Source organism: Shewanella sp. BC20 (assembly GCF_003129585.1).
GTDB classification, from domain to species: domain Bacteria; phylum Pseudomonadota; class Gammaproteobacteria; order Enterobacterales; family Shewanellaceae; genus Shewanella; species Shewanella seohaensis.
On sequence record NZ_NHRI01000010.1, the window covers coordinates 169624 to 184545 of the forward strand.

General features: G+C 47.1%; 15 protein-coding genes. 8 read left to right on the forward strand and 7 right to left on the reverse strand.

Going from position 1 to position 14922, the window contains the following annotated elements; genetic code table 11:
* Positions 1-4: 4 nt before the first annotated feature.
* Both CBX96_RS12250 and CBX96_RS12255 read left to right on the forward strand, forming a co-directional pair.
* Positions 5-874, forward strand: a complete 870-nt coding sequence (locus CBX96_RS12250; protein WP_258294551.1) for a DUF2927 domain-containing protein — start codon at positions 5-7, stop codon at positions 872-874.
* A gap of 118 nt (positions 875-992) precedes the next feature.
* Positions 993-2435 (forward strand): MBL fold metallo-hydrolase RNA specificity domain-containing protein, encoded by a 1443-nt coding sequence (locus CBX96_RS12255; RefSeq protein WP_109286893.1) that lies wholly within the window; start codon positions 993-995, stop codon positions 2433-2435.
* A gap of 44 nt (positions 2436-2479) precedes the next feature.
* Here the strand turns inward: CBX96_RS12255 and CBX96_RS12260 are convergent, their stop codons facing one another.
* Entirely contained in the window at positions 2480-3835 is a 1356-nt protein-coding gene (locus CBX96_RS12260) for a flavohemoglobin expression-modulating QEGLA motif protein (RefSeq protein WP_086902970.1), read from the reverse strand.
* Between the two features lie 280 nt (positions 3836-4115).
* Here CBX96_RS12260 and CBX96_RS12265 point away from each other — a divergent pair, with 280 nt between their 5' ends.
* On the forward strand, positions 4116-5078 hold the full coding sequence (locus CBX96_RS12265; RefSeq protein ID WP_023268836.1) for a PDC sensor domain-containing protein: 963 nt from the start codon (positions 4116-4118) through the stop codon (positions 5076-5078).
* A gap of 104 nt (positions 5079-5182) precedes the next feature.
* Here the strand turns inward: CBX96_RS12265 and CBX96_RS12270 are convergent, their stop codons facing one another.
* Positions 5183-5359: a PA3496 family putative envelope integrity protein gene (locus CBX96_RS12270; RefSeq protein WP_011070882.1), complete on the reverse strand. Its 177-nt coding sequence runs from the start codon at positions 5357-5359 to the stop codon at positions 5183-5185.
* Positions 5360-5673: 314 nt separating this feature from the next.
* Between CBX96_RS12270 and CBX96_RS12275 the strand changes: the two genes are divergently transcribed.
* The 4 genes from CBX96_RS12275 (at position 5674) to rimK (ending at position 11071) form a co-directional block, all read left to right on the forward strand.
* Positions 5674-7827, forward strand: coding sequence for a CHASE domain-containing protein (locus tag CBX96_RS12275; protein ID WP_109286894.1), 2154 nt, complete (start codon positions 5674-5676; stop codon positions 7825-7827).
* Entirely contained in the window at positions 7824-8258 is a 435-nt protein-coding gene (locus CBX96_RS12280; protein ID WP_109286895.1) for a response regulator, read from the forward strand. Before CBX96_RS12275 ends, CBX96_RS12280 begins: the two co-directional genes overlap by 4 nt.
* Before the next feature lie 9 nt (positions 8259-8267).
* A complete protein-coding gene (locus tag CBX96_RS12285) occupies positions 8268-9986 on the forward strand; it encodes a bifunctional diguanylate cyclase/phosphodiesterase (protein ID WP_109286896.1) in 1719 nt (572 codons plus the stop codon).
* A 179-nt stretch (positions 9987-10165) separates the two neighbouring features.
* Positions 10166-11071 (forward strand): 30S ribosomal protein S6--L-glutamate ligase, encoded by a 906-nt coding sequence (rimK, locus tag CBX96_RS12290; RefSeq protein ID WP_109286897.1) that lies wholly within the window; start codon positions 10166-10168, stop codon positions 11069-11071.
* Between the two features lie 43 nt (positions 11072-11114).
* On the opposite strand, the gene CBX96_RS12295 is transcribed toward rimK, so the two are convergent.
* From CBX96_RS12295 to CBX96_RS12310, 4 genes are all read right to left on the reverse strand, one after another.
* Positions 11115-11807 carry a TorF family putative porin gene (locus CBX96_RS12295; protein WP_109286898.1) on the reverse strand — a complete coding sequence of 231 codons (693 nt, stop codon included), beginning with the start codon at positions 11805-11807 and terminating at the stop codon, positions 11115-11117.
* 290 nt (positions 11808-12097) lie between these two features.
* A complete protein-coding gene (locus CBX96_RS12300; protein WP_011621350.1) occupies positions 12098-12370 on the reverse strand; it encodes an HU family DNA-binding protein in 273 nt (90 codons plus the stop codon).
* 146 nt (positions 12371-12516) lie between these two features.
* A complete protein-coding gene (locus CBX96_RS12305) occupies positions 12517-13314 on the reverse strand; it encodes a response regulator (RefSeq protein ID WP_086902964.1) in 798 nt (265 codons plus the stop codon).
* A 74-nt stretch (positions 13315-13388) separates the two neighbouring features.
* Positions 13389-13772 (reverse strand): hypothetical protein, encoded by a 384-nt coding sequence (locus CBX96_RS12310; protein WP_109286899.1) that lies wholly within the window; start codon positions 13770-13772, stop codon positions 13389-13391.
* Positions 13773-13897: 125 nt separating this feature from the next.
* Here CBX96_RS12310 and CBX96_RS12315 point away from each other — a divergent pair, with 125 nt between their 5' ends.
* Complete coding sequence (locus CBX96_RS12315; protein ID WP_109286900.1) at positions 13898-14407, forward strand: DUF4240 domain-containing protein; 510 nt, start codon at positions 13898-13900, stop codon at positions 14405-14407.
* A gap of 6 nt (positions 14408-14413) precedes the next feature.
* On the opposite strand, the gene CBX96_RS12320 is transcribed toward CBX96_RS12315, so the two are convergent.
* Positions 14414-14728, reverse strand: a complete 315-nt coding sequence (locus tag CBX96_RS12320; protein ID WP_109286901.1) for a hypothetical protein — start codon at positions 14726-14728, stop codon at positions 14414-14416.
* Between the last annotated feature and the right edge of the window lie 194 nt (positions 14729-14922).

Here is a 14922-nt window from a genome sequence, read left to right on the forward strand (position 1 = left end):
TAGGATGCTCTCGGGGTTAAAGCGTTTCAAAAGGTCTGCTGTCATTGGCTTAATCGCCCTGTTTTTGCCATTCGTTATCGTGCCCGCGAAGGCCGCGAACGATTCGACACTAGGCGTTGCTATAACGTCCGATGCAACACTTAACCTGGTGCCAAAACCTATTCGAGATTGGAAAAATCCCGCTTATATTATTCAAGCCTTCGATGAGGTAGCCCTTAAAAATGAATACGATAAAGATAAACATCGGGTTCGGAAATGGCGTCAGCCCGTGCGTGTCTTTGTCGAGCATCAAGTGGGCGATAATGGATTGCATGCACAATTGGTGCAGATGCATTTAAGCCATCTTGCACAAATCACTAGCCACAGTATTGTCAAGGTGGATTCGCTCGAAGAAGCCAATTTACACTTAGTCTTTACCCGTCAATCCCAATGGGCCGATGTGGTGATGCGTCTTATGGGGGCAAGTGCGGCCAGTAATATTCATGGCTCTGTTTGTATGGGCAAATTTGCGCTTAATTCCCAGAATGAAATTGAGCGTGCTTGGGTGGTTATACCCGTCGACCAAGCGCAAATGCATGGCAAATTGGTGGCCTGCGTGGTGGAAGAAATCACCCAAGTGCTGGGCCTACCCAATGATTCGGTGAAAGTATTTCCTTCCATTTTTAACGATAAAACACCGCAGGATTTGCTCACTGGGCTGGATTATATTTTGCTGAAACTGCTCTACAGTGCGGATATTCGCGCAGGTATGACGGCCGCCGAAGTGCAACCCATATTGCAAAAACAACTCGAACAATGGCAGCGGGATGGCACGCTGACACAAGCCGATAAAGCGGTTCGTCAGGGCCAGTTGTACCCACTGTTAGGTTATTGATCCACAAAGTTTTACATCGAAAGTTGGCTTTGATCATGCTTTACCAATTATTCCTTTTTCTTTTAGGAATAAGGGCATAGTCTATCTTTAAAAGAGATAAACATGCTGGAGGCAGGCTATGCAGATGACATTGCAGTTTTTGGGCGCGACCGAGGAAGTGACTGGCTCGTGCCACTTACTCACAGTGGCAGGTAAGCAAATGCTGCTCGATTGCGGTCTCATCCAAGGCGGCAAGGCCGATGAGTTACGTAATCACGAACCTTTTAGCTTCGATCCCCTTGCGATTTCAGCCGTTGTTTTGAGTCATGCCCATATTGATCATTCGGGCCGCTTACCCCTGTTGGTTAAGGCGGGCTATACCGGGCCGATTTTTACCCATAAAGCGACGGCAGAGCTGTGTGCCATCATGCTGAAAGATGCCGCCATGTTGCAGGTGCGCGATACCGAAAGAACCAATAAAAAGCGTGCTAAGCATGAGTTGGAACCCCTAGAGCCGCTATTTACCGTAGAAGATGCGGAGCAGGCCATTACTCAGTTTGTGTCGCTTGAATATGGCCAAGTCACCCAAGTGATCCCCCATGTGGATATTTGTTTATCGGATGCGGGGCATATTTTAGGCTCGGCACTGGTAGAGCTTTGGTTGGCAGAAGGGAAAGCGCAGAAAAAACTGGTATTTAGTGGCGATCTTGGCCGTGCTGGCATGCCGATATTACGTAATCCCACCTTAGTCGACACCGCCGATTTAGTGCTAATGGAAAGCACCTACGGTAATCGTTTCCACCGCAGTTGGACCGATACTCTGGCCGAGTTAAAGGCGATTTTCGCCAAGGCGGTGACCGAGAGCCATGGCAATATTCTGTTGCCGGCTTTCTCCGTGGGGCGTGCTCAGGAGCTTTTGTATCTATTTCATCTGTATGCCAAAGAGTGGGATCTCTCCCGCTGGAAAGTCTGCCTCGACAGTCCAATGGCGATTGAGGCGACGCGGGTGTATGTCAATAACTATCCCTTAATGGATGATGATTTTAAGCGCTTTACGCGCCAGCATCCGGGGCAACATCCGTTATTGTCGAATGTAGAATTTATTCAAACGACTGAGGAGTCTATCGCTCTTAACGATGTGCACAAAGGATTGATCATTATTGCGGGCAGCGGCATGTGTAACGGTGGCCGTATCCGCAGTCATTTAGAGCACAATCTATGGCGCCCTGAATGCGATGTGATTATCTGTGGCTATCAAGCACTTGGTACGCCGGGACGCGCCTTAGTCGATGGCGCCGAGGAACTCACTATCCATGGTAATAGCATCAAAGTTGCCGCTAAATTACACACTGTCGGTGGCTTATCGGCCCACGCGGATCAGGCGGAGTTATTACGTTGGTATCGACATTTTGAAGCGCAGCCGCCCTTGGTGCTTGTTCACGGCGAACCCGAAGCGCAGCAGGGATTAGTCGCTGTGATGAATCAAGACTCGAAAACCAAGCCTAAAGCGCTGGCCATCGCCACCCGTGGAGATATGTTGGATTTAAATGCCTTACCCAAATTAGTTTGGGTGACAGCTTAAGTGATAGCCCACGGGTCTTGAGTGCAGTGGGCCACATTACAGCGTTAGTCCGAGTTATTATCAAATTCAGTGTCGTCGAGTAACTCGAGGCTTGGGTCGATACTGGGCACGTCTTTAAATAAGCGGGTGAAGTGACGTTGCACCCCTTTCAGATCGATTCCTGCTAATCCTGAGGCGAAACCAAACCAAGCATACAAGCCGCTGAAGTTGTCGAACATCGGCGGCAAATACTTAGGTGGCGTCAGAATTCCTTCTTGGCAAGCTTGATAGAGCACGGGGATGTCCTCAATGGCGAGTTTGCCTAAAAACAGCATAGGGATCAGTTCGGGTAAACCCGATGTGATGGCGCTGCGGATAAAGTTGATGTTTTCGACATAACCACGCACATAGGAAATATCTTTGGTAAAAAAGCTGCCACCTTCGACCATGCCGCCACGAAACACCCTTTGTGTGACTCGATAACTATCCTTAGCGCTAAGATTTAACTCTCTAAAATAGTTAAATACTTCAATAAAGTTTGCCCCATTTTCCGCCATATCTACCGCAGCAACACGGTCGCTAATACGGCGGGCGCGGCCTGGGTTAGAACTTAGGGTGAGCATTTCAAGTAAGACGGCAAGCCCTTCTTGGGTGGCGGCTACGCGGGGAGAACCGACGCTGAGCCAAGTCGCATGGGGTTGAGCCCGACCATTGAGGGTGGTGCCTACATGCACCCAACCTTCATGAACTTCGTACACATTGAGATCTGACTCGCTGAACATGGCTTTGCTGTTGAGTTTGACCGTATCGCCACCCACTGCGGCGTCAGACACAATCCCGTCACTCAAACGCACCCGCATATCATCACTGTGAAAGTATTTTTCCAATCGCTGACTCAGCACATTCACGGCTTCGGGGGCACTGATGATTTTAGGGTGATGCTTGTTCATATGCCGCGCGGCGGGCAATGAGAAAATATAACTGAGCTTATCGCCCAATTGGCGCAGGGTGTGGCGATCGCCATGTAATCTGTGGCTGGCGCTGCCGTAGAGTTCTTGGCTCAGCTGACCAAAGACAGGGGTTCCTCGATGACCCAGCATATCGACAACTAAGCGATATTGGTCGACGTTAGCAACTAAGATTTTTCCCAGCTTGTCTTTTTTACCCAAACGGCGGTGGATTTCTTGTTTTAAGGCAAGCAGCTCTGCTTGGGTTTTAACGGGATCGAAGGGCAAGGCAATTTTTTGATAAAAATCTTGGCTAATCGCTGGCAGAACCGTGCCTTTACTGGAGAGAAAGCGCTCTTCCATTTCCCGTGGCCATTTGATGGCATCTAAAATTTTAATCGGCGTTTGGATGCGGATAAGCTCATCGGAAAGGCGGCGTAAATCTTCTTGATACTGGGCTAACGACTCTGACATTCCCGTAATCCTGTTGCTACTTGGACGATAAAAATTAGCTTAATCATAGCGGTAAAGCCGCTGTATTTATAGGTTTCTTCCCCCAAGCAATTGAATATTGTCGATTAAATACCTTAAACACTATCGATTTAATGAATCATTTTGGTGCAACGCGGCTTATTTTAGCGCGAGACAGCGTTAACTTAATCTCATAACCCACTGTTAAACATTAACTTATTCAGCTGGCATTAAAGCTGCTTTGGGTGTTTGAGCAATGGGATAACGTCGATGGGAGAGAGTTATGGCTGCAATGAGCTATTTGAGTGTGATTGAGCGTTATCACGAATACGAGGCCACAGTGCATGAGCTGATGGAGTCCATTTTAACGGGGATTGCCGATGCGGACTTATTTCACCAACCTAAAGTCGATATCAAGGCCATGAAAGGCATTGCGGGCAGTTACCCCTTTGTCGAGTTGATGTATTTGCTCGATACCCAAGGAGTGCAGATTAGCCAAAATATCACAGTGGTCGATCAGCAGATCAAGTTAGTGCCCCTTGGGGGGAATCGCGACCGCAGTCAGCGGCCCTATTTTACTAATCGGGATGAGTCCGATGGCGTCAATATCACTCGCCCTTATTTATCCAATGCCAGCGGGAACTTATGTTTATCAGCCTCCTTAGCCATTGTGCAGCAGGAGCAAAAGCTGGGTTATCTGGTCGTCGATGTGGATTTGACGCGAATGATTGAGTTTATGATGGGTGACAGTGCTCGTCGGCGAGTAACGCCAGCCTTTAAAGCCGTGTATGGCTTGATAGTCGCAGGGCTTTTTGTGCTGGTGATGGTGCTACTTTGGACGGCGCTTAGGGATATTTATGGGTTATTTGTGGTGGATCATGTCGGGCAAGATCCATTGCAACCCTTTGGGATCATTATCTTTATGACTCTGGCGTTAGCGATCTTTGACCTTGGTAAAACTATTCTTGAGGAAGAAGTGTTAATGCATAAGGATATTTTTCGCCACAGCTCCACCCGTCGAACCATCACTCGCTTTGTTTCAACGATTTTGATCGCCATTTCGATTGAGGCCTTATTGACCATGTTTAAGGCGTCACTGGGCGAGAAACAATATATCGAGCCAGCGATTTGGATGATGTTGGCCGTGGTAGGGTTATTAGTCGGGTTAGGGGCTTATGTGTATCTCGGTGCGAAAGCAGAATGGCTGCTGATCAAAACTCAGGCCTATAAGAGTGGTAAAAAGTAGCATCAAAAGAATAGTAAATTGTACACCCAGCCCCAAGGAGCTGGGTGAGGCTTTTAGAAAAACGTCGGGTTTGAGTCACCTAACGCCTTATGGGAACGGGAAGCTTAGAATAAGTCGTCATCTCCTAATGCACGTCTTAACTCGGCGCGTTCGAGGTAATCTTCTAAGCGCTTCTTAATTTCGCGCTTATGTTGCATTGCCTCGGCTGCTTTGCTGTTTCTAGGGGTGGTCATTGCCTCAATTTCAGTATCGTTGGGCACGACTTCAGTAATATGAGCCATAACGAATTCCTCATGTTGTTCCTAACGCCTTTCTATCTAAAAAGAGTGTGGCAGAAAAGCAAAAAATTTTGCGAGTCAACGTAAAATTTTCTTCCCGAGGTGCCGAAACGCGACGTCGTAGGCTTGTCATATTGTTGCGCTATTTTGGGCTATTTCAGCGAGTGCTGAATTTTGTGATTAAGCGCATAACTCATTATTTTTATTTTCTAAGTTAATTCCTACTTAAATAGTCGGATTGACTTGAATTTGCCTAAAACACCAACAACACTTGGAGAAGTCATTATCATCAACTTGGTGCTAGGGATTTAGCGTGTATGGACATGGATAGTTTCCCCGATTCTTTCAGCCCCTCAAAAAATGTTTATGCCAGCGTAATCAGTTCCAGTTGGTTGATGTTACTCGCCGCCGTTTTTTTTATGGGGATATCCTGGTATGTCCTCGAAGAATATTTACGAGACCGGGGTGAAGAGCGTTTTAACAATAATGTTCAAGATCTTATTGCTGCCGTCAGCAGTCGCATGACCGCCTATGAGCAAGTATTGCGCGGCGGAGTTGGATTATTTCTGGCCTCTGATGGGGTGACGCGCCATGAATGGCAACTCTATGTTTCTAATGCCCGCTTAACCGAGTATTACCCAGGAATTCAAGGTTTAGGCTTCGCGCAGCTCTTAACTCCAGCCAATTTAGATTCCTTTACGCAAGAGGTGCAACAGGAAGGTTTTAGCGATTATCGAGTCACTCCCACTGGTGAGCGGGAGTTCTACTGCGTCATCAAATACCTAGAGCCATTTGACTGGCGCAATCAAAGGGCATTTGGTTTTGACATGTGCTCGGAGCCTACCCGCAGTACGGCCATCTTACATGCCATTGCCACAGGGCTTCCCACCGCATCGGGTAAGGTCACCTTAGTACAAGAAACTCCAGACGATGCACAGGCCGGCATTTTAATGTATGTCCCTTTATACCGTGGTCAGCCGATGACGGAGGAAGAGCGTAAGCAACAGGCCATCGGCGTGGTGTACGCCCCATTTCGTATGAATGATCTGATGCAAGGGATTATGGGGAAACGCTTTTCGGGATTAAAACTGGCGATTTACGATGGCATGGAGGCCAATAACGAGAGCCTAATGTTTAGCAGTCATAAAGTCTTGCCCTCTACAAATGATGTGTTTTATCAATCCCAGCTAGAAACCATGGAAGGCCAAGTTTGGCGTTTAGATGTGTCCTCTGAGTCACGCTTTATCTCAAGCGCAGAACAAACCCAAAGTGTGTGGCTACAGGTGATTGGGAGTGCGTTTATCTTAGCCTTGTTTTACTCAGTGCTGACGATGGCGCGAAATCGCTACCAAGAGTCGCGATTAACGGCAGAGTTAATTGCCAACGAAAAACGCTTCCGCCTCGTGATTGAAGCTTCACCCAGCGCACTTTTCATGGTGGATAGAAGTGGCGTCATTACCTTAGTGAACACCCATGCCGAACGCCTATTTGGATACGCACGGGATGAGTTACTCGGTCGTTCAATCAATATGTTACTGCCCGAAGGGTTGAGGGAAATACATCAACAGCATATGGGCGCTTATCTTGCCCAACCGATTGCGAAAAACATGTCGTTGCGGGATGACTTGTTCGGATGCTGTAAGGATGGGACGCGGCTGGCGATTGAAGTCGGGCTAACACCTATTCACTTCAGTAATGGCGTGTCGATATTGGCGACGATAAACAATGTGTCGGAGCGTAAGCGTATAGAAGCGCAGCGCATTGAACATACTAAGGAGCTTGAGCGTATCAATAAGGAACTTGACCAGTTTGCCTACATTGCCTCCCATGATTTGAAGTCACCATTGCGTGGCATAGAGCAATTAACTGACTGGTTAAGTGAAGATCTGTCCGAGAACACCGACGAAAATGTTCAAAAATATTTAGGTTTAATCCAAAGCCGTATTCAGCGGATGGTGTTACTACTCGACGGATTGTTGATGTTTTCGCGTATTGGTCGAGTCGATACCGAGATTGTTGAAGTCGACACTCGGCTGCTTGTGGAAGATATGTTTGCCTTAGTGGCCCCGCCACAGGGATTCAGTTTAGTGCTTGAAGGGAATTTCCCAACGCTTAAGACAGTGAAAACCTTGTTAGAACTGGTGATCCGCAACTTAATCAGCAACGCGATTAAACACCATGATAAAGGTGAAGGTGTCATCAAAGTGATATGTGAAACCTCGAATCATCATTATTGGTTTAGCGTCATTGATGATGGTCCTGGGATTGCCAGTAGTTTCCATGGAAAGGTGTTTCAAATGTTCCAGACCCTTAGACCAAGAGATGAAGTTGAAGGCAGTGGTTTAGGCCTGTCATTAGTTAAAAAGACAGTAGAAAGTCTTGGCGGAAAAATTCAACTAGAATCAGAAGAGCGAGGATGTTGTTTCCGGTTTAGCTGGCCAATGCACATAGTCAACAAGGAGGGGATATGAGCAATAGTCATGACTACAAACAAGTCACCATTTTATTAGTGGATGATGACGATGTGGATTATATGGCGGTGCAGAGGGCGATGAAGCAGCTGCGCTTACTGAATCCGCTCATTCGGGCTAGGGATGGGCTCGAGGCGCTCTCTATTCTGACTCATTCGGATGCCATCAAAGGATCCTATTTAATTTTGCTCGATCTCAATATGCCCCGCATGAATGGGTTCGAATTTCTCGAACATATTCGCTCCAATCCGGTGTTGTCCTCCTCTGTGGTTTTTATGCTCACGACCTCAAGTACGGATGAAGACAGGATGAGGGCGTACAGTCACCACGTTGCAGGTTACATGGTGAAAACGGATATTAAAGACGGTTTTAATAACATTTTTAATATGTTGGAAGGCTACTGGCGCATAGTGGAGCTTCCAAGCGTATAGGATATGTATATGGATTTACTACTGATCGATGATGATGAAGTCGATAGAACTGCCATTATTCGGGCGCTGCGGCAGTCGAAATCAGCCTTTAATGTCATTGAGGCTAACTGTGCGTTTGATGGTTTAAATCTTGCGTTAGAGCGTCATTTTGACGGTATCTTACTCGATTATTTGCTGCCCGATGCTAACGGCTTAGAAGTGTTGATCAAGCTTAACTCTATGACTCAAGAGCAAACCGTAGTGGTAATGCTGAGTCGTTACGAAGATGAAAAACTGGCGCAGCGCTGCATTGAGTTAGGTGCGCAGGATTTTTTACTGAAAGATGAAGTCAATTCAAGAATTCTAAGCCGTTCAATTCGTTACGCCAAACAACGTGCCTCTATGGCGCTAGCCTTACGAAATAGCCACCAAAAACTCAAAGAACTCGCCGAGCACGATTCGCTCACCAAATTAATGAATCGCTATGGATTTGAGTTGTGTCTCAATCGCGCCATCGCGAGGGCGAAACGCAGCAACGATTTTTTAGCGGTGATCTTGCTCGATCTGGATGATTTTAAAGCGATTAACGACACTTTAGGGCATCAAACGGGTGACATCTTACTCGTAAAGGTGGCGTCGAGGTTAAGTTCGGTATTGCGCGATGGTGACGTGATTGCCCGCTTAGGTGGGGATGAGTTTGTGGTGCTGGTGACTGACAATGACTATAAATATTTCCCCATGATAGTCGCTAATCGGTTACTCAAGGCCTTTGAAGATGTATTTGAGCTTGGGGATAACGACGTGATGATTGGCGCCAGTATTGGGGTGGCCTTTTATAACGAGGCCGCATCCGATAGCTCTGAGCTGATGAAATGCGCCGATATTGCCATGTATCGCGCGAAAAAAATGGGCCGTAACCAGATCCAGTTTTATTCCGAAGCCTTAGACCGTGAGGTGCGCTATCGCAATCATATTGAGTCTAGTCTGAGAATGGCGCTAAGGCAGAACCAGTTAAAAGTCTATTATCAGGCACAAGTCGACTCCCAAACTCACCAAGTGATCGGTATGGAAGCGCTGATCCGTTGGTTACATCCCCAAGATGGATTGATTTCACCGGATCAGTTCCTCCCCATTGCCGAAGAAATTGGACTGATGGAGGAGATTGGGGATTGGATCCTGCTTGAGGCCTGCCGACAGGCGCAGCAATGGTTGAGCCTCTTAGCGCCGATTGGGCGCAGTTTTACCATGGCGGTGAATCTATCCGCCTCACAAATTGGTCATATCGACCTATACGAGAAGATTGTGAAAACTCTGGATGCAACTGGGCTTGCTCCCACTGTGCTGGAGTTGGAGATCACTGAAAATTGCTTGATTGAAGAGCCCCATGAGCATGCCAAGGTGCTGGATAAAATTGCGCAACTTGGGGTGCGATTTGCCCTCGATGACTTTGGCACAGGTTTTTCATCATTAGAGCATATTAAACTCTTTCCAATCAGTGTATTAAAAATCGATAAGAGCTTTATTGCCTCCTACGATAAGGACGAAAAAGACACTCGTTTACTCGCCGCATTACTCAATTTTGCCTATGGTTTTAACGTCACCGCGGTAGCGGAAGGGATTGAAACCGTCGAGCAAGCCGAGTTTTGCACCGAAAGGCATTGCAATGTGTTACAGGGATACCTTTTCTCACGCCCCATAGAGGCGAGTGAATTTGAAGCTAAGTACATCACTCCCTTACTTCCTAAATAGCGAACCTAAATAGCGAACCTAAATTGTGAAGATTATCTTACGTTTGGCTGGGGCCGAGGTTTTAGTCTGGTGAGGAATATTTTCTTGCTTTACACTCAGCAATAGACAAATATCTGCGCCCCTTTCTGATGCAGTGTGCTCAGAGCTTCAATCACAGTGTTTAATTTGGTCATTTGGCAATGAAAATAGGTATCTTATCCCAGTTCCCTGAGTTGTATTCCACCCGACGTTTAGTGGCGGCCTGCAAGAGCCGTGGCCATGAAGCAGTGGTTATTAATACCTTGAATTGCTACATGAATATCAACTCCATCAAGCCGAGCATTCATTATCAAGGCCAAGAGTTAACGGGATTCGATGCCATTATTCCGCGGATCCACGCCAGTGTGACCTTTTACGGCTGTGCCGTTGTGCGCCAGTTTGAAATGATGGGCGTATTTGCCGCCAACGACTCGATTTCAATCGCACGTTCACGGGACAAGTTACGCGCGCTGCAATTGCTTTCCCGCAAAGGTATCGGCATGCCAGTGACGGGATTTGCCAATAAACCCAATGATATTCCCGACTTGATTAACATGGTGGGCGGTGCCCCTTTAGTGATTAAGTTGTTGGAAGGCACCCAAGGGATTGGCGTGGTGTTAGCCGAAACTAAAACCGCCGCCGAGAGCGTGATTGAAGCCTTTTTAGGGCTGAAAGCCAATATTATGGTGCAGGAATATATTCAGGAGTCCAACGGCAGCGATATTCGCTGTTTTGTGGTCGGCGATAAAGTGGTGGCTTCGATGAAGCGCCAAGGGCCCGAAGGGGATTTTCGCTCTAACCTGCACTTAGGCGGCTGCGGCGAGAAAGTAAAAATTACGCCCGAAGAGCGCAAGATGGCGGTTGCCGCTGTGAAAGCCATGGGATTAGTGGTGGCGGGGGTTGATATTTTACGTTCGAATCGCGGCCCCTTGATCCTAGAGGTGAACTCGGCGCCCGGTATTGAAGGCATCGAGCAGACCACGGGGATTTCGGTGACTGAGCCTATCGTGGAATATATTGAGAAGATGGTATTAGCGCGTAAATCGAATCGCGCCGTGATAGCCTAACAAAAACGCCGCGATAATCGCGGCGTTTTTTTAGCGTTTAATTTTATAAATCAAATCCGTAGGAATAACCTAAAACAACCTTGGCGTCATCACCCTGCAGATCGGTATCCGACACCATAAATGAGACTGTGCCCATGCTGGTATCGGCACTGAGTGTGACGTTGTAATCTGCGTAGTTATCCTCATCGAACCAAGATTCAACCACATCGCCACTGGAATAGCCGTAGTGCAATGACAGGCTCAGTTTATCCGTCAGTGGGAAAGACGCAGTGGCCGCAAGATAACTCATATCTTTGTTATCTAATGGCTCAGCCGCGACATCATCACCGGCGTTGATCACGTGGGAATAACTGAGTTCAAACCATTTCCAGGTGATGGCACCGTGCAGTTCACCAAAATCGATGCTGCCTTCGGCATCGGGGTAAGCGTAGTAGAGGTAGCCAATATCGTAGCTGAGGTCTTCGGTGATGTTGCCGCCGTAGCCTGCGTAGAGATCCAACTCATAGCTGGTATCGTCGCCAAAGTCGACATTTGAGGCCCAAGTGCCGGCATAGAATCCGGAGTCATGGCTATAGTCAATGCCTCCTTGAATAGCGACCGCATCATTGGTTTGAGTGACCCCGCGCCATAGATAGTTTGAGGTGCCGCCAATATTGCCGGACACCGCCGCAAAGGCGTTGGTCGTTAATAACAATCCCGTCGATAATGCCAAAACGCTGTACAGTGATTTTCTCATTCTCATCCCCTCGATTGACTTATTTATCGATTCACTCATGTCACCACAGAGTGGGTGACATTGGTGCATCATGGTTTTTTCTGATAAGGGAATTGCTAATCACATGCCATTATTTGAACATCATTAAAAACAATTGGTTACACAACGCGTGTTAATAAAATGTTTTAAAACGCTCAAAAATGGAGCGGTTGACGCACTGTGTTTGTGCAAAAAATCATCTTTCATGCTTTTTTGAGAGCAAAAAAAACGCCTCACAGAGGAGGCGTTTTATATAATCAATGTCGAGCGAATTAGTTCACACTATCACGCAAGGTTTTACCCGCTTTAAACTTAGGCACAGTGGCTTCAGCGATCTGAATTTCTTTACCTGTCTGTGGGTTACGGCCAGTACGAGCTGCGCGAGTGGAGGTTTCAAAAGAGCCAAATCCAACGATAGAGATCTTGTCACCGTTTTTCATTGATTCAGTAATAGCTGCTTCGAAAGATTTCAATGCACGTGCTGCTTCAGCTTTAGTGATATCGGCATTTTCTGCAATCTTGGCAATAAGTTCAGTTTTGTTCATCTTTATTGTCTCTTCTTTCCGTAGATTTATTAAGTCAGCGTGCCTAACATGCCACAAGGTTTGGGCATTGGAAAGCCCTTTGCTACGGGCTTGTGTCCTATAAGTAACAAAAATGCAGAATATTTACCCCATTCGTGACTTAGGTTTTATTCTTCGAGCAGTTGATATAAGAGCTGCTTCACCAATTTGGGTTCGAAGGGTTTATCGCACAGGGCATTGACACCCGCCTGAGAGACATTGCTCAAGTGAGCATCATTTGCCTCGGAAGACACCATGAGGATAGGCACATGGGATTGCTGGCTTTCATTACGGATAAATTGGGTGAGTGCCAGACCATCGACACTGGGCATATTGTAATCGGTAATGATCAGGTCAAACATATTATTACGCATTAACTCAATGGCTTGAGCGCCGTCTTCCGCTTCGGTGATCTGCTTGATCCCAAGGTTGCCAATGGTACGTTTAATCACATTGCGGGCCATGCGGCTGTCATCAACCACGAGCACACGCACGTCATGCACATCGAAGTGGCTGAGGTCGAGCTCATCATGGCTGAGTAAATCGATAGTTGCATTCAACGCCTTGCCTAAGTGTTCGGCATTAAAGGGCTTTGGCAGAATCGCGACCACGCCAGACTGACGGAAAATCTCCAATTGCTCGCGGCGGCATTCGCTCGAAACCAACATAAATTGAATGTCTTTGTATTCACTGTTGGTGCGTAGGTAGCTTAAAAACTCGGTCGCGGTACCATCTTCAAAATACATGGCACTGGCGATGAGATCCGGCTTGTGGCGGGCAATCAACTCCCTTGCTTGGGTCAAACTTGCGGCATTTTGAATGCTGATAATGCCTTCTTGCTGTAAACGCTTGATGATAATGCGGCGCTGGGTTTCCGATGGCTCAACAATGAGAATCGAGAGTTCGCTAGGCGATAAATGAGTCATAATGGCTGGCTTTATCAGGTCTTTTAGGGAGCCGTTAACTTAGGCTAGAAACAAGGGCTTAGCAATAAACAAGCTTACGCTTTTACCTTTGCGGTTAAATAATGATGGGTGATGCGGGAAAAGGCTACCCAATACTGCACTAACAATAAGGCGATGATGCTCAAGACTAAGGGCAACATAGGGATGTTGTGGCCTTCAACCACCACTTTGACGTCTTGCGGGGTAATTTGATAGGCGATAATCGCGGTAATCCCCAGTGCTGACAGGCCTAAAGTCTGTAATCCAACATAAATTTTTAGCACTAAGCTAGACCAAGGTGCCTGTGTGAGTATGCCAAACAAAACCGGCAATACACCTAAGCTAAAGAGGTCGAACGAACCGGTTGCAACGGCACGTAGTAGTGCTACCACAGCAAACAGAGTGTAGAGGGCAATCAGTAGAATAAGGCGTTTAGGCATAGGGTTAGCGTTTATGGCTGATTTTAAGTGGAGCAAGTGTAGGAAAAGCCCTGAACTGAGTCCAGCATAACCGTATTATCATGTAGAATACGCCTTTGCTTAGGCATTCAATATTAGGTTAAGTGATGACAGAAGTAGAATTTTGGGACTTAGTGACCCGCAGTGAACCCGCGCAATCCCAGGAATCTTTAGCGCAGGCATTAAAGCAAAAGTTGGCAGAGCTGAGTGACGACGAGTTAAAAGCCTTCGATAAATTGTTTGGTCAACAGATGCGTCGTAGCTACTTATGGTCGGTATGGGGAGCGGCTTATATCATCACTGGCTGTGATTCCGATTATGCCTTTGCTGAATTTCGCGCGTTTCTGATCTCACTTGGACAGGCCCGTTACGAGGCGGTGATTGCCAATCCAGACACTTTGGCGCAGTTAACGGCATGGCCTGAGAAGGACGGCTACGCCTATCCTTTTATCGAAGATTACGACTTGATCGCGGGTCAACTATTTGAAGACAGAACAGGTAAGGAGTTGCCTTTTATGCCTTCGGGTAAGGCTACGCCAGCGGGTAAAAAATTTAGCACTAAGCCCAAAGATTTAAAGCAGCAATATCCTGAGCTTAGTGCGCGTTTTCCGTTTTAATTCGGCTTAAGAGCGCAAGCAGGCATTGCTGCTAATATCGAAGGTCATGCCATAGCGAGGGCAAGCTTGGCGCATCAGCTGATGTTCTTGCTCCGCTAATTGACGGCTAAATTCTTGATCGAGCTGCTCAGTCATGCGCTCTTCTGCCTGCTGTTGTGACTGAGCCAGTTTATCAAAGTGAGACTTTACCACTTGTTGCTGCGCAGCACTGAGTGTGGCGGCATGGCTAGGTAAACTGATAAGTGTGCCTAGGGTGAGGAGCGCCAGTAAGGCGAACTTTGCCATTAAAGGTTGCTGTAGATTTGCGGTTGTTAGTTTCATAGATAACTCCAAATTAAAATCACCGGAACTCGGTCGATTTTTAAATCGTCGTTTGGCTTTCATCGTGCATATATGGACCCATCCGGTTTGCAAGACATTCGATAGCGATTTTGAGAAGAGTTCATTGCACCCATATATCCGGCCTGTTGTTGAGGGATCTCTCTGGCCCTGATGGATATCTGCTTCTACTGCCC

Bases quoted from the DNA above. Each gene is read 5' to 3' on its own strand.
- CBX96_RS12250 (WP_258294551.1), top strand. From the start codon at position 5: ATGCTCTCGGGGTTAAAGCGTTTCAAAAGGTCTGCTGTCATTGGCTTA.
- CBX96_RS12255 (WP_109286893.1), top strand. From the start codon at position 993: ATGCAGATGACATTGCAGTTTTTGGGCGCGACCGAGGAAGTGACTGGC.
- CBX96_RS12260 (WP_086902970.1), bottom strand. From the start codon at position 3,835: ATGTCAGAGTCGTTAGCCCAGTATCAAGAAGATTTACGCCGCCTTTCC.
- CBX96_RS12265 (WP_023268836.1), top strand. From the start codon at position 4,116: ATGGCTGCAATGAGCTATTTGAGTGTGATTGAGCGTTATCACGAATAC.
- CBX96_RS12270 (WP_011070882.1), bottom strand. From the start codon at position 5,359: ATGGCTCATATTACTGAAGTCGTGCCCAACGATACTGAAATTGAGGCA.
- CBX96_RS12275 (WP_109286894.1), top strand. From the start codon at position 5,674: ATGGACATGGATAGTTTCCCCGATTCTTTCAGCCCCTCAAAAAATGTT.
- CBX96_RS12280 (WP_109286895.1), top strand. From the start codon at position 7,824: ATGAGCAATAGTCATGACTACAAACAAGTCACCATTTTATTAGTGGAT.
- CBX96_RS12285 (WP_109286896.1), top strand. From the start codon at position 8,268: ATGGATTTACTACTGATCGATGATGATGAAGTCGATAGAACTGCCATT.
- rimK (WP_109286897.1), top strand. From the start codon at position 10,166: ATGAAAATAGGTATCTTATCCCAGTTCCCTGAGTTGTATTCCACCCGA.
- CBX96_RS12295 (WP_109286898.1), bottom strand. From the start codon at position 11,807: ATGAGAAAATCACTGTACAGCGTTTTGGCATTATCGACGGGATTGTTA.
- CBX96_RS12300 (WP_011621350.1), bottom strand. From the start codon at position 12,370: ATGAACAAAACTGAACTTATTGCCAAGATTGCAGAAAATGCCGATATC.
- CBX96_RS12305 (WP_086902964.1), bottom strand. From the start codon at position 13,314: ATGACTCATTTATCGCCTAGCGAACTCTCGATTCTCATTGTTGAGCCA.
- CBX96_RS12310 (WP_109286899.1), bottom strand. From the start codon at position 13,772: ATGCCTAAACGCCTTATTCTACTGATTGCCCTCTACACTCTGTTTGCT.
- CBX96_RS12315 (WP_109286900.1), top strand. From the start codon at position 13,898: ATGACAGAAGTAGAATTTTGGGACTTAGTGACCCGCAGTGAACCCGCG.
- CBX96_RS12320 (WP_109286901.1), bottom strand. From the start codon at position 14,728: ATGAAACTAACAACCGCAAATCTACAGCAACCTTTAATGGCAAAGTTC.